We start from the raw sequence: 19957 nt of genomic DNA, 5'->3' as shown, positions 1-19957 counted from the left end.
TTTTGAGCAACAGAGGTACCAAGCTGTCGAGCAGAGAATAAACGCGTGAAAATATTAATTACTGCAGGTTATTTTCCTCCTTATTGTCCAGCATCGGCAAGCCGGGTTAATAAGCTAGCTAAATATTTAGTAGACCAAGGCCATGATGTCAGGGTTTTATCACCTAAAGATCCTCGCTTTCCAGAAACGTTAAAGGCAGAGATCCCCCAAGATCAAATACTTTATACTCACTATACAGATATTAATGGCATACCTGCTCGTTTTAAAAAGACTATACGATCAGTGTTCTTCCAAAAAAATAAGGCAACAACCAAAGAAGCAAAACAAGAACAGTCAGCAGCCTCTTTAAAAACCACATCACAATCAGCTGTAGTCAAAAAGGAGTCTTTTATTAGTTGGCTTTATCGTGCCATGACGAATATTCCAGATAACTCTGTAGGGTGGTATTTCCATGCCATCAAAGCAGGGAAAGCGCTTTTTAAACATTGGTGTCCAGATATTATTTTCGCGACTGCCCCACCGTTTACTACCTTATTAGTTGGATCTCGTCTTGCACGTATAGTGGGTGTACCTTGGGTGGCAGATTATCGTGATCTGTGGTCAGATCATGGTTATTATGATAGCGGTTATTTGCGTAGAATGGTCGACATATTACTTGAGAGGTATATGTTAAGTAACTGTAAAGGCCTTGTTACTGTCACTGAGAGTTGGACTGACCTTTTAAAGAAGAAGAGAAATAAGCCTGTTATTTGTGTGATGAATGGCTTTGATCCAGAGGACTTTCATTTGGATGATGAAAAGTCTGACGAACATGAAAATTTAGTAGAAGAAGAAAAAATTACGATTCTATATGCCGGTCATTTATATGGTCAAAAACGAGACCCTTCTTTATTGTTTGAAGCGATCGGGCGCTTAGAAGAAAGGGCTAAGAATTTTAAGATTATCTTTTACACTGAAAATGGTTTAGATGATTTTAATGCAGACCAGAAGAAGCTTGTTGAAAAGTACCAGCTTGAAGATGTAATAGCATTTAATACCTATATTCCACAAAAAGAGTTACATAAAGTCCAACAACAGGTTGATATTTTACTGCTATTACGCTGGAATGATCCTCGAGAAGATAGTGTAATCGCAGGTAAGCTATTTGAGTATATAGGTGCAAATAAACCTATTCTATCGGTAGGGAGTATCACTGGTGAAGCAGCAGATATTATTAGAGATAATGATTTTGGCTGTGTATCTTGTGATCCAGATGAAATAGGACGCTTTTTGTTACAAAAATATCAGGAAAAAAACAGTAAAATACCTTTAAAGCTAAATGATAAAAGCCGTAATAACTTTAAAAGGGTTGAGCAGTTCTCCAAACTAGAAAAGTTTTTGAGTGATATTTCACAAAACAGGGGTTTGCCTTTTAAAAGTAGTGTAAACATAAGTAGCTAGTAACGAGTCTATTATTTGTGATTTATAAAGAATTGACTCACAAAAAACAAAGTTCATTCTGTTGGTGCTTGAAGCAAACGCTATAATTGACCATTTTTTGAGAAAGAAAATTAGAATTCTATCATTCTTGATATTAATTTTTCTGGGCGTTTGGTTCTTAAGAAGTCTACTAGTATGTCTCTTGTAGTATTTTTTGTGACTTTAACCAAAGATATTTTCATTAGTATCAATGATTAATTTTTAAGATGATTCTAAAATGCCACATCCGGATGTGATTTACTCGAAAATGAGAGCACTGTCAATTTCCCTTCCGATAGATACATACCATGAATGGATATACTATGAATGATAGTGAAGCCCTGATCAGGACTTTTTCGAAATTTATTAGCATTGGGGTGATCGCGACCTTAATCCAATATGTTGGAATGATTTTTTTTATAGAATTTGGTAAGTTGAGTCAAACCCTTTCATCTGCATTGTCTTTTGCTATAAGTGCTATATTCAATTACTTGCTTAGCTACAGTTTTACATTTAGAGCTAATTCTCGTCACTCAACGTCACTCATTAAGTTTTCAATCGTAGCGCTATCAGGTCTGGTATTAAATACAGTAATCTTTTACTTGGTGAAAAATAATATTGCTATCCACTACATTTTTTCACAGTGTATAGCTACTGCGGTTGTGTTAATATGGAATTTCTATTTTAATCTGAAATGGACATTTAAATAAGTGTTCAGTGAAACAATGTAAAAAATTATGGATTTGATAAATAACTCTGTGCCAACTCTTGCTGTAGTTGTACCCTGCTATAATGAAGAAGAAGTGCTATGTGAAACTAGCAAGCGATTATCAGCTATTCTCTTATCATTGATTAATGATAAATTGATTAATCAAAATAGCAAAGTTTATTTTGTCGATGATGGAAGTAGAGATAATACATGGAAGCTGATTGAGAAAGAAAGCCAGAATTCTAGTGTTCGAGGAATTAAGCTCTCGCGTAACCACGGTCATCAAAAAGCGCTATTAGCCGGTCTCATGACTGTAACTGAAGACATTATCATTAGTATCGACGCTGATCTTCAAGATGATACTAATGCTATTCGAGAGATGGTTATAAAATATCAGGAAGGCTGTGAAGTTGTCTATGGTGTGCGTGATAAAAGAGAAACGGACACTGCCTTCAAAAAATTGACCGCCCAAGGCTATTATAAACTGTTAGAAAAAATGGGCGTAGACCTTATTTATAATCATGCTGATTATCGGCTACTAAGCCGAAAAGCTTTAGATACTCTTAAAGAATTTGATGAAGTGAATATATTTCTAAGAGGAATTGTTCCACTCATTGGTTATCAATCTGGGATTGTTCATTATGAAAGAAAAGAGCGATTCGCAGGAGAGTCAAAATATCCTCTCAAAAAAATGTTAGCTTTTGCAGCTGAAGGCATTACATCATTTTCTAATGTTCCTCTCAGGGTTATTACTATATTTGGTTTATGTGTTTCGTTGGTTTCTTTTTTCATGATCTTTTGGGTTCTTGCTGTGAGAATATTCACCGATGAAGCTGTACCTGGGTGGGCATCAACAATGATACCAATGTTTTTTCTGAGTGGTGTACAGCTATTATCTTTGGGTATTGTCGGAGAGTATATATCAAAAATATATATGGAAACGAAGCGCAGGCCTAAATATATAATTGAGAAAATAATTTAAGATGTTAATTAAGCTATTTGATAACGTTAATACCAAGATTTGGTATATACTGCCTTTGCTAGTAGTATACTCTTTCTTTTCAATGATTTTTATTCAGTCTGGAACTGAATCAGTTTATACATATTTTTATTCATTTCTATTAAGTCTTTTTAGCTTGCTACTTTTTTATAAAGCAAGTGAATACATAAAATCCAGTTTTCAAAATCAAACTAAATTAATGTTGGTACCATTATATTATCTGTTTTGGATAGGACTACTAATCAGACTAGCTGTTGTTTATTTTTTGCCTGTTGAGCAAGCTTCGGATTCAGCTACTTATGTATCATTAGCACAGAATTTGATAGAGAATAATGTATATGGAGGGAAGGGGACTGGTTATGCATATTGGCCACCAGGCTACCCGCTTGTTTTGTATGTTTTTCATTTAGGAATATTTGATATTACGCCATTTAGTATTTCGCTATTAAATGTTATTATCTATATTTTTAGTTTCTACTTAATATATAAAGCTACCAAGCGAATTGGTGGTGAAAAATCAGCATTTTTAGCTTGCTTGATTTTTATATTTTGGCCTCAGCAGATAATGATTACAAATGTTGCAGGAAAAGAAAATATAGTCTTTTTATTGCTTCTGTTATCTTTTTATATGTCGTTGATAATTGAGTCAAAATATAAATTTGTCATTGTAGGGTCTTTGTTGGGTTTATGTACTCTAATACAGCCGGGAACAATATTTTTATTTACAGCAATTTTAGTCTTGAAGATACATCAAAAAGAGACAGTTAGGAGTATTGTTTCAACAGCTCTTTTCGTTGTCATAGGCGCAGCGCTTATTATATCACCATGGACATATAGAAATTACAACATATTCAACGAATTTGTACTAGTTAGTACAAACGGTGGATCAAACTTCTATCGAGCAAATAATGAGCTTGCGACTGGGGGGTATACTGATCAAGGAAAGATTGTAGTCACTGACCTATCAGAAGTTGAGGAAGGCAAGGCATATAAGCAATTAGCTATCGACTGGATAGCCTCAAATCCAGCAGACTTTTTGTTGTTGATGGGTAGGAAGCTTATTCTGAACTTGGGTGATGATAGTGGGGGAGTATACGCAACATTTAAATTATCAGGCAGTAGTCCTATTAAGTCTGATATTATTTATTATGCTCTAAAATTAATTTCAACTTTGTTTTGGGTGCTATTGTGGTTGATTTTATGGATTGGGCGGCGACATTTTATAAAGCAGCTAAAAGAAAATCATAGCTATGTTTTTATTAGTCTTTGCTTTCTCTATTTTATAGTTGTACATATGGTGTTTGAAAGTAACTCAAAATACCATTACCCGGGAGGGTGGGCGATTGTTATATTAGTTGGACTTGTCAGTATAAAATTATTAAATACGGAAAAGCCTGCTAAACTGGAAAAATGATTGTAACTGGTAATATATCTTACCTGAAACTTAGGTAAGGTAAACTAAGGAAGTTGTTTAATGATAGCTTTGATACATAATGAAAAACCTGTTGCTGTTTTATGATTGGGTGAAACTGTAGAAAAGTTATTAAAGTCATTTGGAATAGTGATTTTATTACCTCGTAGGGATAAAAGTTTAAATTAAATTTTGTATGAAAGTAGTTGTAGTGAAATAAGCTTTTCGAGGAATAAGAGTTATGGAAATTTTTATTCGCCCTATCAGAAAAAGAATGATGGTGCATCATTCAACAGAAGAATATTGTTTATGTAGTCAAGACCATTTTATTTATAAATATTATTATGCAACCCAAGAATTTGAGGGGTTGTGTCGTATTCCACCACGAGATCAGTCAATAAAAGGACGTTTGAAAGATAAACTGGCTAGAAGTTGGATAATGCAGCAGCTGTCATCCTCAATCGGCATTGGACATATAACTGAATTGCCTGATGGTACTTTGTTGATTCTATATGATCGAGTTTATTTATACCGGCCAGGTGAAGGAAAAAGATACGCCATACCAACTGATGAGTTGATGCAGAAAAATATCTATCCTCCTTTAAGAAATGGAGTAGCTGTGCATGCCCTATCAGGACATGCTTATTTTGGAGAGTATAAAAACTCTGCTCCATCTGAAATTAAAATTTTTAAAGTAGATGGTGCTACAGGTCAATTATCAGTCCGCTATACATTTCCTACTAATCAAGTAAAGCATGTACATAGTATTGTTTATGATCATTTTCGTAATCGACTGTGGGTAACCACAGGTGATAGTGATGAACAATGTGGGATATTTTATAGTGATGATGAATTTCGTAGTCTTAAAAAACTAGGTGGTGGTGATCAAAGCTGGCGAGCGGTAAACCTGTTTCCTTTAGAGCGAACTATTTACTGGGGTATGGATGCAGGGAGAGATGCTCCAGCAGAAGCGATCAATAAACTGTATCGTTATGATGTCACATCAAAAGATAAACAAGAAATTGCAGTCATAGGTAATCCAGCCTACCACGGTACGTTAACTACCACTCAACAAATGTTTTTAGGTGTTAACTATGAGCCAGGTAGAAAGCAGAATACACAGGAAGAAGCGTCGCTTTGGTTCTCTGAAGATGGAGAAGAATGGAGTTCTATAGTAAATTTTCCATACCACTATTCTGGAAGAAAAAGTGGAAGTAGCTATGGTTACCTCTATTTACCCACAGGCATTTCACCTGAAAACAGGATTGTACTGACTGCTTCCAATACCAAAAAATACGATTTTACATTACTACAAATTGATATTATACAAGTCTGAGCTAAATATTTTAGGTTAGGCTTATTAATCGATAAATTTATGTAGATTTTTATATAAATTAAAGTAATTGCTCAACAAGCTTTGTAGTCACAGGCTGCCTCCCAGAAGTTGAGTATATTAAATTACAACGGTGGCAGTTAAATATTCCATGCTTTAGCTGCCATCATCTCAGTAATTTATAAATACATAAATTCAAAAGGTTTTGTTGCTAGATGGTTTTTTCTAAGGGTCATTTGTTTTGTCTATAGTAAATTCTAAAATTCATTCGCTAAAAGTATAAGGCTATTTTTTAGTGGGGTATATCTCATTCCGCTTAGATGAAAAAAGTATAGTGATATTTGCAAAAGTATTAATGGCTTTTGCAAATAATGGTTTAAAACGATATCTTTGGTGCTCAGTAATAAATCCAATGAAAAAAGTAATAAATCCTATCAGAAGTAAAATGCCAAGGAAGTTTAACCAACTGTTTTTATTGTAATTAATATGGTATTCCACGGTTTTAATAATGGGAGCATGAACCAGATAGAGTGTAAATGTATAAGCAGCTAGCTTAGTGATGATTTGGGAAAGGGAATGTTTAAATGATAACTTATAAAATTGAGCTGAGTATAAGTGAATTAGTGTCAGAATACCTACAAAATAGTCTGACAAGTACTTAGCAGCACTACCAAGAGGAAAGCTATCTTTGAAGGGCCAAATTTCGCTCCCTATTTTGACTAATACAATGTCTAGTTCAAGAGTTTTAAATATAAAATAAATTAATACTGGTAGCCAGAAAAACAGTTTACTTTGAATATTCGATAGTTGCCAACGAGACCGGTTGTTATATAACCAAACGCCAGCAAGCCAAAGTGGAAATAAAAGCCATAACTTGTAGCCCACGAATACAAGTAATAGCATTAAAGTAAAGATTCTTTTTCTTCCTTTCAAGAAGAATATGGGAATGTATAAGATATAATACCAAACTTCGTATCCTAAAGACCAATATGGCGGTACCGTAAATGGTTGTTCGGATAAGGTCCATATTTCGCCAAGAAATAATAAATGAAATGGGATATATAGGTGTAATTTTTCATATTGGTAGAGTCCCGCATAGGCTTCTTTATTATATTGAATACCTATTAAGTCTATGGTGACTACTAGCAGTAAGATGGGAAGCGCACAAGAATATATTCGAGTTGCACGATCGGTTAAATATTCACTGATTGTAGGTTGTTTTTGATCTGTCGTGTAAGCAATTACAAATCCTGATAAAACAAAAAAAATAATTACGGCATCACGACCTGCAGAAGGTAAATACTCGGATAGTTCAGGGCTCAAAAATTTATATTGCTTTATATGCGACAGCACAACGGCTAATGCTGCAAGAAAGCGACATAAATCAAGATATATTGAGTGTTCTCTGTTCAAGACGTTATCCCTTAAGTCCTAATTTGTTCTTGAGTCTGGTGAATAATTGATGAATATAAGGCATAGGGTCGTTCCATCGTTTTATTGCTTGGTAAATTTTAGCATGCTTTGGGAAACCGGTTTTTCCAGATTCCTTCATAGAAAGATAATCAGAGATAAACTCTTGCCATACGATGGGAGAAGGTGAATTTTTTGATTGGGGTATTGGACGTTTTAGAAAATGATATAGTATAGACTTCAGTATATTGATACCTGATAAAGTAGCGATTTCATGTTGAAAGTCAGTACGCCCAACAGTTGGTTCGACCATGATAAATTCACCAGAGATTTTATCTTTTTTAAATTCCATACCAACCAGGCCTTTGTATTGAATAGCCTTAAAAAACTTATGACAGATAGGTTCAAGAATATGAGCTGTTTCTGGTGCATTGATGCAACTAGCTGTTCCTCCAACATTCACTGGCCAAGAGCGTAATTTACGACCAGTAAATGAGGATACTGGATTAGAGTATTGATCGTAATAAATGATAGAAAAATAAAGATCACTATCATCGCCTTCTATCCATTGTTGTAAGATCATGTCATTTAGAATGGGTTTTATTCTTTTGTATAGTTGTTTGACTTCGTCAATAGACTGAACTTTATATGCTTTCTTAAAATTTTTGCCGTACTCTGCATTTTGCTCTAAAGGTTTAAAAACACAGGGGAACTGCATCTTGTGTGCTTTATGAATATCGTCTTCATTGCTAATCGTCATTGTATCAGGTACTGGCGCTTTATGTTTACGTGCAATCTGATAAAAATCAGCTTTGTTTTGTAAATGACTGACTAGCTCAATGCTTGGTAAATTAATAAGAAAGTGTTCTGCTAGTATTTTCTGTGCTTTAGCAATTTGATAGACAGCCTTTTCTTCAGTAATAATCAGTAATGGTTGCTGTTTGAATGATTGAGCTAACGTTAATAAGTCATCAACTAGTGAGGGAAGAGAAGTAGAGGCTACTGGATGTGGCTTTACGTATCTTGAATGTGATGCGGGTGAATTTATACCGCTGAATACCAGTGTACAAAGAGCATACGGACCAAGTGAACGAGCAACACCCAGAGCATTTATTCCACCTCCAATAATAACGACAGGATATTTCATATTTGTAAATCTCTTTTATGCAGCTGAGAATAGAGAAGTTCTTTAATACTAGGAAGTAACAAATTTCTCGCTTTGCGTTAATATAAATGGTTTTTTATCTTGGTTTGTGATGAAAAAACAGTTTCCCTTGCTTTGCTTATATAGAATCAACTGGTTTTTAAAAAGGAAGTTAACTCTTTTAATGTTTCTTTAAAAAATAGCGATAAAAAAGCCAGATATGTTAAAGAGCCGATGATGATAGCAGCTATAAATATCTGAAAATCTGATAACCATCCATATGTTTTAAAATAAAATGATAAGACTAAAATAGCCATGACTGTGCTAGCCAAAAAGCCTGGTAATAAGCTTTGTATAAATTCTTTGAAACGTATATTTAGTGCTTTACATGATATATTGGTACATAAGATAAATTGTATGGGTGTTACTACTAGCCAAGCTAACACTAAACCTAAAATGCCATGGTCTATAAAGACTATTACTCCTATTGATAAGCTGGTTATCATAATTAATGTATTAACCAGATTGACTTTGGGTTTACCAATGCCTTTAGTTGCTGGAGAGAAGAGGTTCATTGAGAATCTGAGAGGTACTACAAGGCAAAGTAACGTGAAGGGAAGAGCCGTATCTGACCATTTGTCTCCCAAAATTAAAGGTAATGTGTAATATCCAGTAGCAGCCATTCCGAAAAAAATGGGGAATGAAATGATCCCTCCTAAACGTTGACTCTTGAGAAAATAGTATTTAATTTCATGTTGGTTTTGTTGTTTTTTTGAGTATAGAGGGAAAGCGACTTGTCCAATAATAGGAATTAGTTTAGTCATCGGTAACATTGCCAGGCTAGCAGCAACAGCAAAGATTCCAATTTGTTCTGTCGTGAGGAACCGGCCAGCAATCAGTAGATCAACCTTAGTGTAAAGAGACCAGATGATTGATGTAAGGGTAATAATGCTACCAAAAGCAATAAAATGCTTTATCTTACTGAAGTGGAAGCTAGGGACTACGATAAATTTTGCAATCACACAATAGCTGATAGCTTGGTAAACAAACATAAATATCATAGACGTTACTAAGGCCCAATGTTGAAAGTTATTGATGGCCATAGTCAGGGCAATGGTTGCTGATAGTATAGATGCTATCAGATCAGCAATGGACTTCTTTTTAAAGTCCATCTCTCTTGAAAGTAGGGCTGAAGGTAAAGCAATCCAGGGTATTAATAGGAATGTAAAGGACAAAGCTATTAGCACCTCAAAAAGTGCAGGCTCTGAAAAGTATTCGGTCAATGGTCGTGCAATTGAAATGTGAACTATAAAAAGACTTGCACATATAAGGATATAAAATCCCAATAAATTACGTATTTGATTTTTTGATAATTCTTTGGTTTGGATAAGACTTTCAGCTAGACCGTTACTGCTAATGAGTACGAATAATGAAAATGAAATTTCAGCTAAACTAATAATGCCATAAGCAGTTGAGTTGATATAGCGAATAACTAAAAATGTTGATGCCCAAGAGAATAGCTGCGCTCCAAACCTTGCGGTTGCAGTCCAGAATAATGCAGTCTTGGCTTTCTGTGTAAACGTTTTATCCATAAGTTGAGTGCAAACAAAAAACTTATAGTAGATTTTTATTTGACTTTCCAAAAGTGTATAGCAAAAAGTAGGTAATATTATTCATGTAAAGATTGAGTTGTATTATGGCTTAGTTAACTACTATTTTAACATTGCTAGTTTTGCTTAGCCTGCTAACATAAAATACTTATAAAGAGAATATCAGAAAACTTAAGCTCATATAAAACCAACGGTTACACTGGAGCCTACTCTACTAAGTTTAGCTTTACAAATCAATACATTATAAGTGCTCTTCTGTTCTAGTCGATATTTTAAGTTTGCACCAAAACTACCGGTTAAACTTTGTGAGTTTTAATGAAGGGTATACCTATCATGAGTCATTTTTAGGTGTGCAAATAAAGAGGCATACACATACAGTGTAGGGTTATTTAGAGCAAGTTTTACAATTGCAACTTACCCTAGGAATTTAGATAACCTAAAAGGCTGGAGTGATGGCAGTTTATTGCTCCTGTATTGTCTTAATTACATAGAGATAATTACCTCATTCCATGAATTTATTTTTCAGTAAGTCAATAGTAATTCACAGCCTATTCTTTGCTGGCTTGACAGAACAAATGTTCAACTTCTTGTTTTAACTTTCTCTAAGTAAAACCTAAATACTAGGAAGCGGTGTTTTAATTTAAGGAATTTATCTGTAGCTCTAGGTATTATCTCGCTTGTAAGGGTTGCAGTATCTGATAACTGATCAGCTAAGGGGTACACATGCTAAAAACTACTTCTGTATTGCAACAGTGTTATATGTCTGGTAGGGCAGCTGGTATAGCCACAGACCTTGGTTTTGATCATTATAGCCAATAAAGCTGCTCCACTCAGGCACATATCGCCATCGACCAAAAATGCCTCGATCTTTTCGATTTCCCTGGTGATTATATTGGCTGGGGGTATTTCCTGTCAGCGTGGGTTGATGCTCTGTGAGTGTCCAAGTTTCAGGGTTCAAGGTGATGGTATTACTGCTACCATTCCACAATACGAATACTCTGTTAACTGTATCGTAATCAATTCCATAGTGGCGAAGTGAAGTCGGTTCCTCTTTCAGTTGGCCTTGCCCCAATTGAAAGCGCTCTCGTTTACCATTTTGAATGATATACAGGGGTGCGGTTTTAATTTTTGGTAGTTTACTACTTGAATTATGCCAGTTCATATTAGATAGGTCATAATAGCTGACTTGTGAATCAAGAAGTTGAATAAATAGTCGGCGGTCTGGGGCAAAACCTGCTGGTGAAGCACCTCCAAAGTCAGGGCCTGTAGGCGACTTGTGCTTTATTTGGTTGTTGACAGGGTCATAAGCAACCATTTTTTTGCCATTAGCGACTAAAATGTACCCTGTTTGTTTATCGTAAGCTGAGCTTAGTTTGCCAGATAGAGGGATGGTTTGTTGTTGAGTCCATTGTCTGGACTGAGAATCAAAAAAATATGATTGCTGCTGTGATGTCGTTTTACCCCGGCCATATAGTGTACCAGGCCCCATCCAGAATTTTCCCAAGTTAGGCAGATATTGAACAGCATCATAGGAGTGAGCAGCAGTAGGGGTTTGATCCATGGTCAGGCAGTTGTCAACTGGCTGATTGTTGGGGTCAACACAATTACCTCGTGTGTCGCGATAGTAAAGGCTTGGTTCTGTTAGCTGGTGCCACTGTAAGGTTGTTAAATCTAGGCTATAGACTTCATTACCTCCGTAGTTGGATCGACCTCCACCCCAGAGTAGCAGCTGACCATTACCAACTGCACCACCAGACCATGCTGATAACACGGCAGTTGGGCCTGTGTTTCCCCAACTGTCGTGGGGTTTTGTGGGAAATACGTCAGCTAAGGTGTTATGGGTATTGACATAATACCATTGCCCCGGCTTCATATTATTAACAATATCGTTAATAGCAGTCACCTTACTCACTGACTTGCTGCCACTTTTAGCCTTTTGCTCACTTTTGGCTTTTGATAGGGTGGTGGCTTGGGCTGTGCCTGAACTGGAGTAATGAAAGGCTGCTTCAACCTGGTCATCAGGGTCTTCTATGATAATAACGTCATCATTGTTGTCATCATCATTTGTATCATCTTTGGATGGCGGCAAATTAACTGGGTTGACCACTAGGGTTTGACTAGGGGTTTCAGGGTGATAGCTTGATCCTTGCGTGTTGATTATATCATCAGCTTGAGTGTATTGGCTGCGAGGAACCAGTGCTAACTGAGGCCTTATATTGTAATTAGGCTTCATTGAACGACTAGCAAAAGTCTCCCAGGCTTGCATTGCATTGGAGTAGTTTGAGTCGGCAACAACAGCTAATGCAATCTGAAGGTGAGAAGGGAAGCCCTCTGTTGATGTAGCATAGCCGACCATTTCCCCAAGCTTTAACGTTTTTTGATTTTTTTGATTATAGTAGTCAAACATACCTTTGGAGTTGCAAGGCAGTTTTGCTAAGTCAATGCTGGTTGTTTTTGAAAATGCTTCAGCAAATGAACGATAGGTTTTGAATTGCTTGTTGCCTAAATTATCCCTTACTTTAAGGCTGTAGTTACTAGCAAAAATCCAGCAAAATCCAGGGTTAAGCATTCTTTCAACACTGAATTTAGCCCGAATGTCTAGAATGTTTTTGGCTTTGGTAAAGCCCAGTTCATTTAAAAAGCCAAGCGACCAAGTGTGAAGGTCGTCCATCCAAGGCGCAAGGCCTGTCTGGTTATCATAAGCCAAAGGGTTGGTACCCGTGCGGACAGCAAAGTTGTCGATTAGCGCTTCATTACCTTTACGGTCGCTATCCGTTTTATTGATATACATATCTTCTAAATAAGATAAGTTATTATCCAGCACTTGCTTGAAGTATGACTTAAGCGAGCGTTGGTGGTCTGGAGTAATATATGCTGCTTGCCCTAAGGTACGTAATGACCAAGCTTCTCCACGAATCTGTAAGTTTCTAAAAATACCTTGTCCTTTGCGTCGATACCAAGGATTGGTGTTGAGTAAGTTATAAGTTACCCAAAACTGGAGTTCTTCTAAATAATAATAATCCCCTGTTAAAGTGTAAGGTAGATAGGCTAAGGATGGCTGATGAGCACTATCAGGCTTGTAAGGACTCTTACACGACGAGCAGTTAGGAAATGCTTCAGATTTTCCTGTTTCGGGGTTTTTAAAGTCATGGGGGGTTCCTTTTAAGCCTGCATAAGGCTTTTTATCAATCCGAACGACTTGACCTGTTTCCTTATTTCGATAGTGGATAGACCAGGAGCCAGCTTGGCTAGCATTGCCCAAGGTGACATTTTTAAGTCGTTTATCCTGGCTAATTAAATAACTGGCGGTCCAGCCTGGAAGTGGGCCAATATCCGCACGCCCACCGGTAGTAGGCATGTATGCTGTCACAGTACCTATATTCATTAGCTGACTGTTTTTTTGGTAGTTCTGGTAGTACTTATTAGCCGTTGATTCATCCACTTGAATAGATGGGTCATATAAAGGAAATGCTTTGGTATTGATTAAGTAATTTTTGTTAAAGACAATATGAAGAGGGTCATTGCCCTTTAAAATAACATCTCGTTTCCAGCGGGCATGATGATAGTGCTCAACAGCATTTTGTTGTAAAAGGGTTTTACCCTGGCTGGTCAGCGTAACATTATAGGTATAGTTGCGGGGATTGGGTTGATAAGCATAGGTATTCTCAACAATCACTGAAACTTTGGCTTTTTCGTTATTACTACCATAAGTTCTCAGGTAGAAGCGAGCATGTAAGTGAGGGTGAGGCTGCCCCTGGCTGTTTTTAATTGGGCTACTAAAAATAAATTCATTAGCAATACCACCCGCAAGCCACTGCTTTTCTAAAGTACCATTTTTAATCACATCTGCCAGTTTGAGCTGATAAGCAGTACCTTCAACGTCAAGTCGTAGGGTTAAGTCAAAATTATATTGTTGCAACTGAGCGCGGGTAATGGGCGAACCAGGATTGGCCCCAGTTCCTTTAAATAGTGAGAAGGTTTCTTGTGAGTTGTGGAGGTTGACTTTAGCACTGATGATAGCGTGTCTTAGTGAACCATCAGGATGAGTCGCTTTTTTATCAACTTGAGTGCGAATTAAATTGCCCTTAGCATTTTTTAGCAACACAGTTTCGTTGGCGCTAATTTCACCAAGCTTAAATACATGGCCAAACGTGATGTAGTCAGCCAGTGGTTTGCCTTCTGCGTGGGTAATAATAATTTCAGTAATTTTTTCCCCAGCCTTCACAGGTGTATCGGGTGCGGGTTGGCTTGGTGCAGGAGGAGGATCGTTATTGACGACAGGATCATCAGGTTCAGTGTCATTATTATCATTATCTCCAACAGGTGATGATGGAGGAGGAGCATCAGGTTCTGTTGTCTTTGTATCGGGTTTTGGCTTAGAGCTACTTGAGTCTGGACAGCCAGTCAGGCAGAGAGACAAAATGCTGACTAGAGCAATGTATATCGCTGGCGATTTCATTAGCACTTATCCTTTAATTTAACAATATAGGTTGTTGGCGCCAATGTGTTCAAAGCATGACTTATTGTTCAGAATATAGCTTAGGTATATAAGCCAAGAGCGAATAAAAAACCAACAACTCAGTTAATAAACTTAATGAGTCAATTAATAAAACCTGTGCGAACTTGCTAACTCAATTCCCTGTTCGGTATTTGATCAACTCTCAGAGCTAAATCAACCGCTACGTTCCTGGCGCTATTGTTCCCTGTGTAGGCCAATAATGACACCCTTAGTTCAATGAAATGGCACTATTTGAGAATAAATACATAGGTTTTTTTATAAAGGATGAGCCGATTAAAAAATTAGTTGTTAAATAGAAAGAATCTTCAAATTAGTTTTTTAGTGATAAAAAATAGACATTAAAAAATAACGTGCAGTGTGTTACTTGTTTGTTGAGATAAACTTTTTACTCCTTTAAATGATCTTCTTAATTAGCAATACCTTATTAGTGTGGTTATCACTTGACTGAATTAAGAGATGAGTTTGATGGTATTTTGTAGTCACACTGCTGCTTTTAGTGGCTGTCGACACTGTTTACAAATATAGCGTGTCCCTTGCTGAGCACGTTTATGTTGTATTGGCCCCAACCAAACGGGTTGAGCACAATGACAATCGTAGCGGCGCTGGTTATTGAGGGTCGCTAAGTCATATTGATGACAGCGTTCTGCTGGGCAACGAAATACTTGTATCATCACGAACTGCCACTCTTTACCATGGGGCTTTATGCGACTGCCGTAAACGAGAGGGGCAATTAAGTGTGCTACTTCATGGGCAACGGTATGAGTAATAAAATGTTGTTGATGGTGGGCTAGAAATAAAGCGTTGAAGCGCACCTCATTGTTAAGCCAGTCGGCAGTACCTGCACAAGTACCTGTTAGGTCAAAGCGAATAGTGGGCATTTGAAACATTCTGCCAAAACGGGTTTCAGCCAGGCAGATTAACACTCTTACTCGCTTAACCACTGCATCTTCAAGCATTTTTAACTAACACATCAATTGCCGAATAATCTATTCGGCAATTGTAGGCGGTTGACTTGTAACTGCCAAGAGAAATTAAAAGACTACTTGTGATGGTCCAATGCCAATGCCCCAAAATAAAACGGTGATAGTGATCATTGAAACGAGCACCACCAACCCGACACAAAGCACGCTGCTGGCAAATAAAAAACCGACTTCTTTGGGTACCTTCATCATAACAGGAATACCAGTGTAGAGTAGGTAGGTTGCATAACTGGCCCCAGCAATGACAAGAAACAGATTGAGCCATACGTTGGGTAATAGAGCACCCAGGCCGGTAAGGAACAAGGGGGTGGCGGTATAAGCGGCAAAGACAATAGTCTGACTTAAGGTAGTATTGGCATGATAGGTTTTGGCCATCCACTGAATAAAGCAGCCCATGACAAAAATGCCTGCTAACATCGCCATGTAACCCAGCAAAGCCATGCTTGCAGCATTGGCTTCAGTGAGCTTGACCAGCTTGTCGGTGCCGACTGACCAACCCACTTGAGTAAAGCCAATATATCCACAAATAGCAGGGATCGCAGCAAGTAATAGAACATGAGTTAAGTAAATTTTACTAACTGAATTAGATTCATTACGAATGAGCCGCCACTCTTGTTGGGGAGTTGTAAATAACCCCCAGATGTGATTTAACAGCATGTGTTACCTCCTTGGCTTTTTAAGTATCAAGTAAAGTAGACATCATACCCTTCGCGAATGGATCTTTAGGGTTTGTTGTCGTCGCTGACCACCATGGATGGTGGGAATGCAGTTTCAGCAGGAGCATTTAACTGCCTTCACCCCAATCATGTATAAAAACATAAACTCATGGGGCCTCATCGCTCGACGGCCGCCCCTAAAAATCATTCGCATTGGCTATAGATAAGGGGATGCCCTACTTGTTGATTCTTGAAAGCAGCATACGGAAAACAAAAAAATTGTTTCACCACATTTAGGTTACTCTTAAAACTTAGGGAGCAGTATAAATGGCTGCTTTTTGTACCTGTTATTGTTAGTTTATGGTTTGTTTTTTATGCGTTTTTATTTCTTTTATTAGCTTATGTTAAATCCAGTTAACAGGTTCAGTATAAATAAATCAGCTTACAGGGTCACTTGATTTGTTATAGTTTTCAGTGCTTATAAAGCGTTTTTTTAAACATTATTAACCTTTTTCCTTATTTATATGACTAATAGTTATGAACAAAACATATCTTTAGTTTGAAAATGAAAGAGTTATCAAACCGTACCTTTCTTTTACTAATGTAAAGAAGGCTTAATTTATCGGGAGGTTAATAAGTGGTTGTAATGAAACGTAAGCTGTGGGGTTTATTATGGGGGTTGGCTGTATTGATCGTTTGTCAGCCTACTCTTTCTGTTGCGGCACCAAAAGCCAACTTATGGCATTTTTGGCAAACCAGTAATGAACAAAATAGCCACCAAATTAACCATCAACGATGGCAGCAGCTGTTAAACCAACACTTGGTGGTTAAACCTGAGGGGCATTTGTTTAATTACAATGAAGTGAGTGCTAGTGATAAACAGCAGTTGGCTCGTTATATTGAACAACTGAGTCATATTGATCCGCGCCAATATAAAAAACAAGAGCAGTTTGCTTATTGGGTTAATTTATATAATGCGTTGACTGTACAATTGGTGTTGAATAACTACCCTGTCAGCTCAATTAAAAAACTGGGTAAAGGCATTTTTAGTTTTGGCCCTTGGGATGATGAAATTATTCGTATTGCTGGCCAGGCAATTACCTTGAATGATATTGAGCACCGTATTCTCAGGCCTATCTGGCAAGATCAGCGGATTCACTATGTGGTCAATTGTGCTAGCTTGGGTTGCCCTGATTTAGCTACTCAAGCGTTAACGGCAGATAATCAAGAGCAAGTATTAGAGGCGGCAACTAAACGGTTTATCAATCAGGCTAAAGGGGTTTCATTTTCGAAGCAAGGGCTTGTATTATCAAAAATATACGACTGGTATCAGGTTGATTTCGGTGATAACGAAACTGCTTTAATACAGCACTTACAGCAATATGCCCAGCCAGCTTTGCGTAAGCAGTTAGCGCAATTTAAAGGCGATATCAGCTACCAATATGATTGGAATTTAAATGAAGTGAAGAAGTAAAAAAGTAGTATGACAGGCTGGTAAGGTGATACCAACCTAGAATAGTGTTTGCTATTTGGGCGTTCTGCTACAGTGAAATAAGCTTTACCACTGATGGTTGTTCTTCTGCATCTGTGCTTTCATCAATACCTGCTTGGTAATCTAAGCTGGGTGGGTCAAAGGCCTGATCTCCATCAGGGAATGGCTGGTCTTGTGTTGTTAGTGATTGAAAGTCAAACAGGCTTGTGTCTACCATATGTGATGGAACGATATTTTGCGTTGCACGAAACATGCTTTCAATACGCCCAGGGAACTGGCGGTCCCACTGGTTTAGCATGGCTTTCATCTGTTTACGCTGCAGGTTTTCCTGAGAGCCACACAGGTTACAAGGAATGATCGGAAAATCTTTCAAATTGGCGTATTTGGCAATGTCTTTTTCACGGCTGTAGGCTAGTGGACGAATAACCATGTGCTGGCCATCATCTGAAACCAGTTTGGCAGGCATAGCTTTCATTTTGCCACCATAAAACATATTTAATAGTAAGGTTTCGATGATATCGTCACGATGATGGCCTAGAGCAATCTTAGTGGCGCCTAGCTTTTTTGCGGTACTGTATAAGATACCTCGTCTCAGTCTTGAGCATAAGGCACAGGTGGTTTTTCCTTCGGGTACTTTGTCTTTAACAATACTGTAAGTGTCTTCTTCAACAATTAAATAGTCAATATTCAGTGAATTTAGGTAGTTAGGTAGTACTTCCTCGGGAAAGCCAGGCTGCTTTTGGTCCAGGTTAACTGCCACAATAGAAAAGTTGATAGGGGCATGTTGTTGTAGGTTAAGCAAGATATCCAGCAGCGTGTAGCTGTCCTTACCACCAGACAAGCAACACATGACTTTGTCACCGTCTTCAATCATATTGAAGTCGGCAATGGCTCGGCCCACTTCGCGACGTAAGCGTTTTTGTAGCTTGTTAAGGGTGAGTTTGTCAGATTTTGGCTTTTGCATAGACATCGTTACAGCTAAGTGAAGGCAACCAGGTAATGGGGGGCTGATTATACCTGAGCCTGTTGTTAATGAGAATAAAGTATGTGGGTAAGGGGAAGAGAAGCAAACTTTTTGTCTGTATTGTTTGCCCAATCAATAGGAACGTTAGAAAACGCTATAGTTAGATAAAGTAAGTCAATAACAGTTTTTAATAACGAATGTGAAAGTGGTGAGGCACTGCATGACATTATATGAAGACATAAAACGTCAACTACAGGCTAAACAAGTGGAGTTGGAACAGCGATTGTCGCGACTGAAGCGGGATGCAGTAAAACCCACCAGCCGAGACTGGTCAGAGCAGGCACAAGAACGTGAAAATGATGAGGTGGTCGATGCTCTAGGTAATGAGACTTTATCAGAGTTAATCAAGGTCCAGCGTGCATTAACACGTATTGATAATGAAGAGTATCTGTTTTGTAGTCATTGTGGGCAGGAGATTGCACCTGCTCGATTAAAGGTAATGCCTTATACGGATTTGTGTATTCAGTGTGCTGAGCAGTTATCAGGTTAAGTAAATAGGCAATACAGGAACATATGCGCTTGCTTAAAAAGTTAATAGTCAGCAAGTAAATATAAAATATTAACAGACTATATTTTCAACCTACTGCGGTAATTAATATAAGCAGTTGCTATGTTAGACCGTCAGGCTGCTTGCGGAGTACCCAGGATATACTGATGGTAATTATGGATAAAGTCGTCTAATGAGGCCTGGGGTTTACCATGGTAATAACGGCGCCAGCATTTCCCTAACAACCCTAAATTGGATGGATCACCTTTAGTCGGAAAATTTGGGACACGCTGGTAAACCATCCAGGCAATGGCTGTTGCATAACTCAGGTTAGTGGCTAATTCTTGGTGGGGATTTTCCAAAAATTCATGCTGGCTGGCCAATCCCCTTACCTGACTTGCCAGTTCTGGTAATTGAACCAAATATTTATCCCAAATATTTCTATGCATAATAGGGGTAATGCAATAAATGCCATAGGAATGATGTTTTTTAGGGCGTAGGTAGAAGCCTAGCCCACTTTCCTGAGCAGCTGTCCCCATTAGCAAATTTTCTGCTAAGCAATGCTTGATTTGCAATTGCTTTAAAGTGGGTTGAACGACATAATGTCTTAGTTCTTCTGCACAAATGCCCATTATTCAGCTCTCATTTTCCCTACGTTTATTGTTTTTAATGCATTTTTTTGACCAGTATGGGCCTTTACTGCTGTTGGCATTCCTTTTCTTCA

General features: G+C 37.7%; 15 protein-coding genes. 7 read left to right on the top strand and 8 right to left on the bottom strand.

Going from position 1 to position 19957, the window contains the following annotated elements; all coding sequences use genetic code 11:
- Positions 1–45 precede the first annotated feature (45 nt).
- The 5 genes from ORQ98_RS18465 to ORQ98_RS18450 all read left to right on the top strand — a co-directional run bounded on the left by ORQ98_RS18465 (position 46) and on the right by ORQ98_RS18450 (position 5914).
- Positions 46–1440 (top strand): glycosyltransferase family 4 protein, encoded by a 1395-nt coding sequence (locus ORQ98_RS18465; protein WP_274690287.1) that lies wholly within the window; start codon positions 46–48, stop codon positions 1438–1440.
- Between the two features lie 326 nt (positions 1441–1766).
- Entirely contained in the window at positions 1767–2168 is a 402-nt protein-coding gene (locus ORQ98_RS29635) for a GtrA family protein (protein ID WP_425347696.1), read from the top strand.
- 27 nt (positions 2169–2195) lie between these two features.
- Positions 2196–3149, top strand: coding sequence for a glycosyltransferase family 2 protein (locus tag ORQ98_RS18460; protein WP_274690286.1), 954 nt, complete (start codon positions 2196–2198; stop codon positions 3147–3149).
- A gap of 1 nt (position 3150) precedes the next feature.
- Positions 3151–4581, top strand: a complete 1431-nt coding sequence (locus ORQ98_RS18455; protein WP_274690285.1) for an ArnT family glycosyltransferase — start codon at positions 3151–3153, stop codon at positions 4579–4581.
- 238 nt (positions 4582–4819) lie between these two features.
- On the top strand, positions 4820–5914 hold the full coding sequence (locus ORQ98_RS18450; RefSeq protein WP_274690284.1) for a hypothetical protein: 1095 nt from the start codon (positions 4820–4822) through the stop codon (positions 5912–5914).
- 282 nt (positions 5915–6196) lie between these two features.
- Here the strand turns inward: ORQ98_RS18450 and ORQ98_RS18445 are convergent, their stop codons facing one another.
- The 6 genes from ORQ98_RS18445 to ORQ98_RS18420 form a co-directional block, all read right to left on the bottom strand.
- On the bottom strand, positions 6197–7324 hold the full coding sequence (locus tag ORQ98_RS18445) for an acyltransferase family protein (protein WP_274690283.1): 1128 nt from the start codon (positions 7322–7324) through the stop codon (positions 6197–6199).
- A 4-nt stretch (positions 7325–7328) separates the two neighbouring features.
- On the bottom strand, positions 7329–8468 hold the full coding sequence (locus tag ORQ98_RS18440; protein ID WP_274690282.1) for a carboxylate--amine ligase: 1140 nt from the start codon (positions 8466–8468) through the stop codon (positions 7329–7331).
- 146 nt (positions 8469–8614) lie between these two features.
- Positions 8615–10057, bottom strand: a complete 1443-nt coding sequence (locus tag ORQ98_RS18435; RefSeq protein ID WP_274690281.1) for a lipopolysaccharide biosynthesis protein — start codon at positions 10055–10057, stop codon at positions 8615–8617.
- Between the two features lie 751 nt (positions 10058–10808).
- Positions 10809–14534, bottom strand: coding sequence for a hypothetical protein (locus tag ORQ98_RS18430; RefSeq protein ID WP_274690280.1), 3726 nt, complete (start codon positions 14532–14534; stop codon positions 10809–10811).
- 539 nt (positions 14535–15073) lie between these two features.
- Positions 15074–15550, bottom strand: coding sequence for a SprT family zinc-dependent metalloprotease (locus ORQ98_RS18425; RefSeq protein WP_274690279.1), 477 nt, complete (start codon positions 15548–15550; stop codon positions 15074–15076).
- Between the two features lie 75 nt (positions 15551–15625).
- Positions 15626–16231 carry a Yip1 family protein gene (locus tag ORQ98_RS18420; protein WP_274690278.1) on the bottom strand — a complete coding sequence of 202 codons (606 nt, stop codon included), beginning with the start codon at positions 16229–16231 and terminating at the stop codon, positions 15626–15628.
- Between the two features lie 645 nt (positions 16232–16876).
- Between ORQ98_RS18420 and ORQ98_RS18415 the strand changes: the two genes are divergently transcribed.
- Positions 16877–17704: a DUF547 domain-containing protein gene (locus ORQ98_RS18415; RefSeq protein ID WP_274690277.1), complete on the top strand. Its 828-nt coding sequence runs from the start codon at positions 16877–16879 to the stop codon at positions 17702–17704.
- A 67-nt stretch (positions 17705–17771) separates the two neighbouring features.
- Here the strand turns inward: ORQ98_RS18415 and ttcA are convergent, their stop codons facing one another.
- Entirely contained in the window at positions 17772–18692 is a 921-nt protein-coding gene (gene ttcA, locus ORQ98_RS18410; protein WP_274690276.1) for a tRNA 2-thiocytidine(32) synthetase TtcA, read from the bottom strand.
- A gap of 214 nt (positions 18693–18906) precedes the next feature.
- Here ttcA and ORQ98_RS18405 point away from each other — a divergent pair, with 214 nt between their 5' ends.
- A complete protein-coding gene (locus ORQ98_RS18405; protein ID WP_274690275.1) occupies positions 18907–19236 on the top strand; it encodes a TraR/DksA family transcriptional regulator in 330 nt (109 codons plus the stop codon).
- Between the two features lie 131 nt (positions 19237–19367).
- On the opposite strand, the gene ORQ98_RS18400 is transcribed toward ORQ98_RS18405, so the two are convergent.
- Entirely contained in the window at positions 19368–19865 is a 498-nt protein-coding gene (locus ORQ98_RS18400) for a hypothetical protein (protein WP_274690274.1), read from the bottom strand.
- Positions 19866–19957: the final 92 nt, after the last annotated feature.

This window comes from Spartinivicinus poritis (genome assembly GCF_028858535.1).
GTDB lineage: Bacteria > Pseudomonadota > Gammaproteobacteria > Pseudomonadales > Zooshikellaceae > Spartinivicinus > Spartinivicinus poritis.
This window is presented reverse-complemented; position numbering and strand designations above follow the sequence as displayed.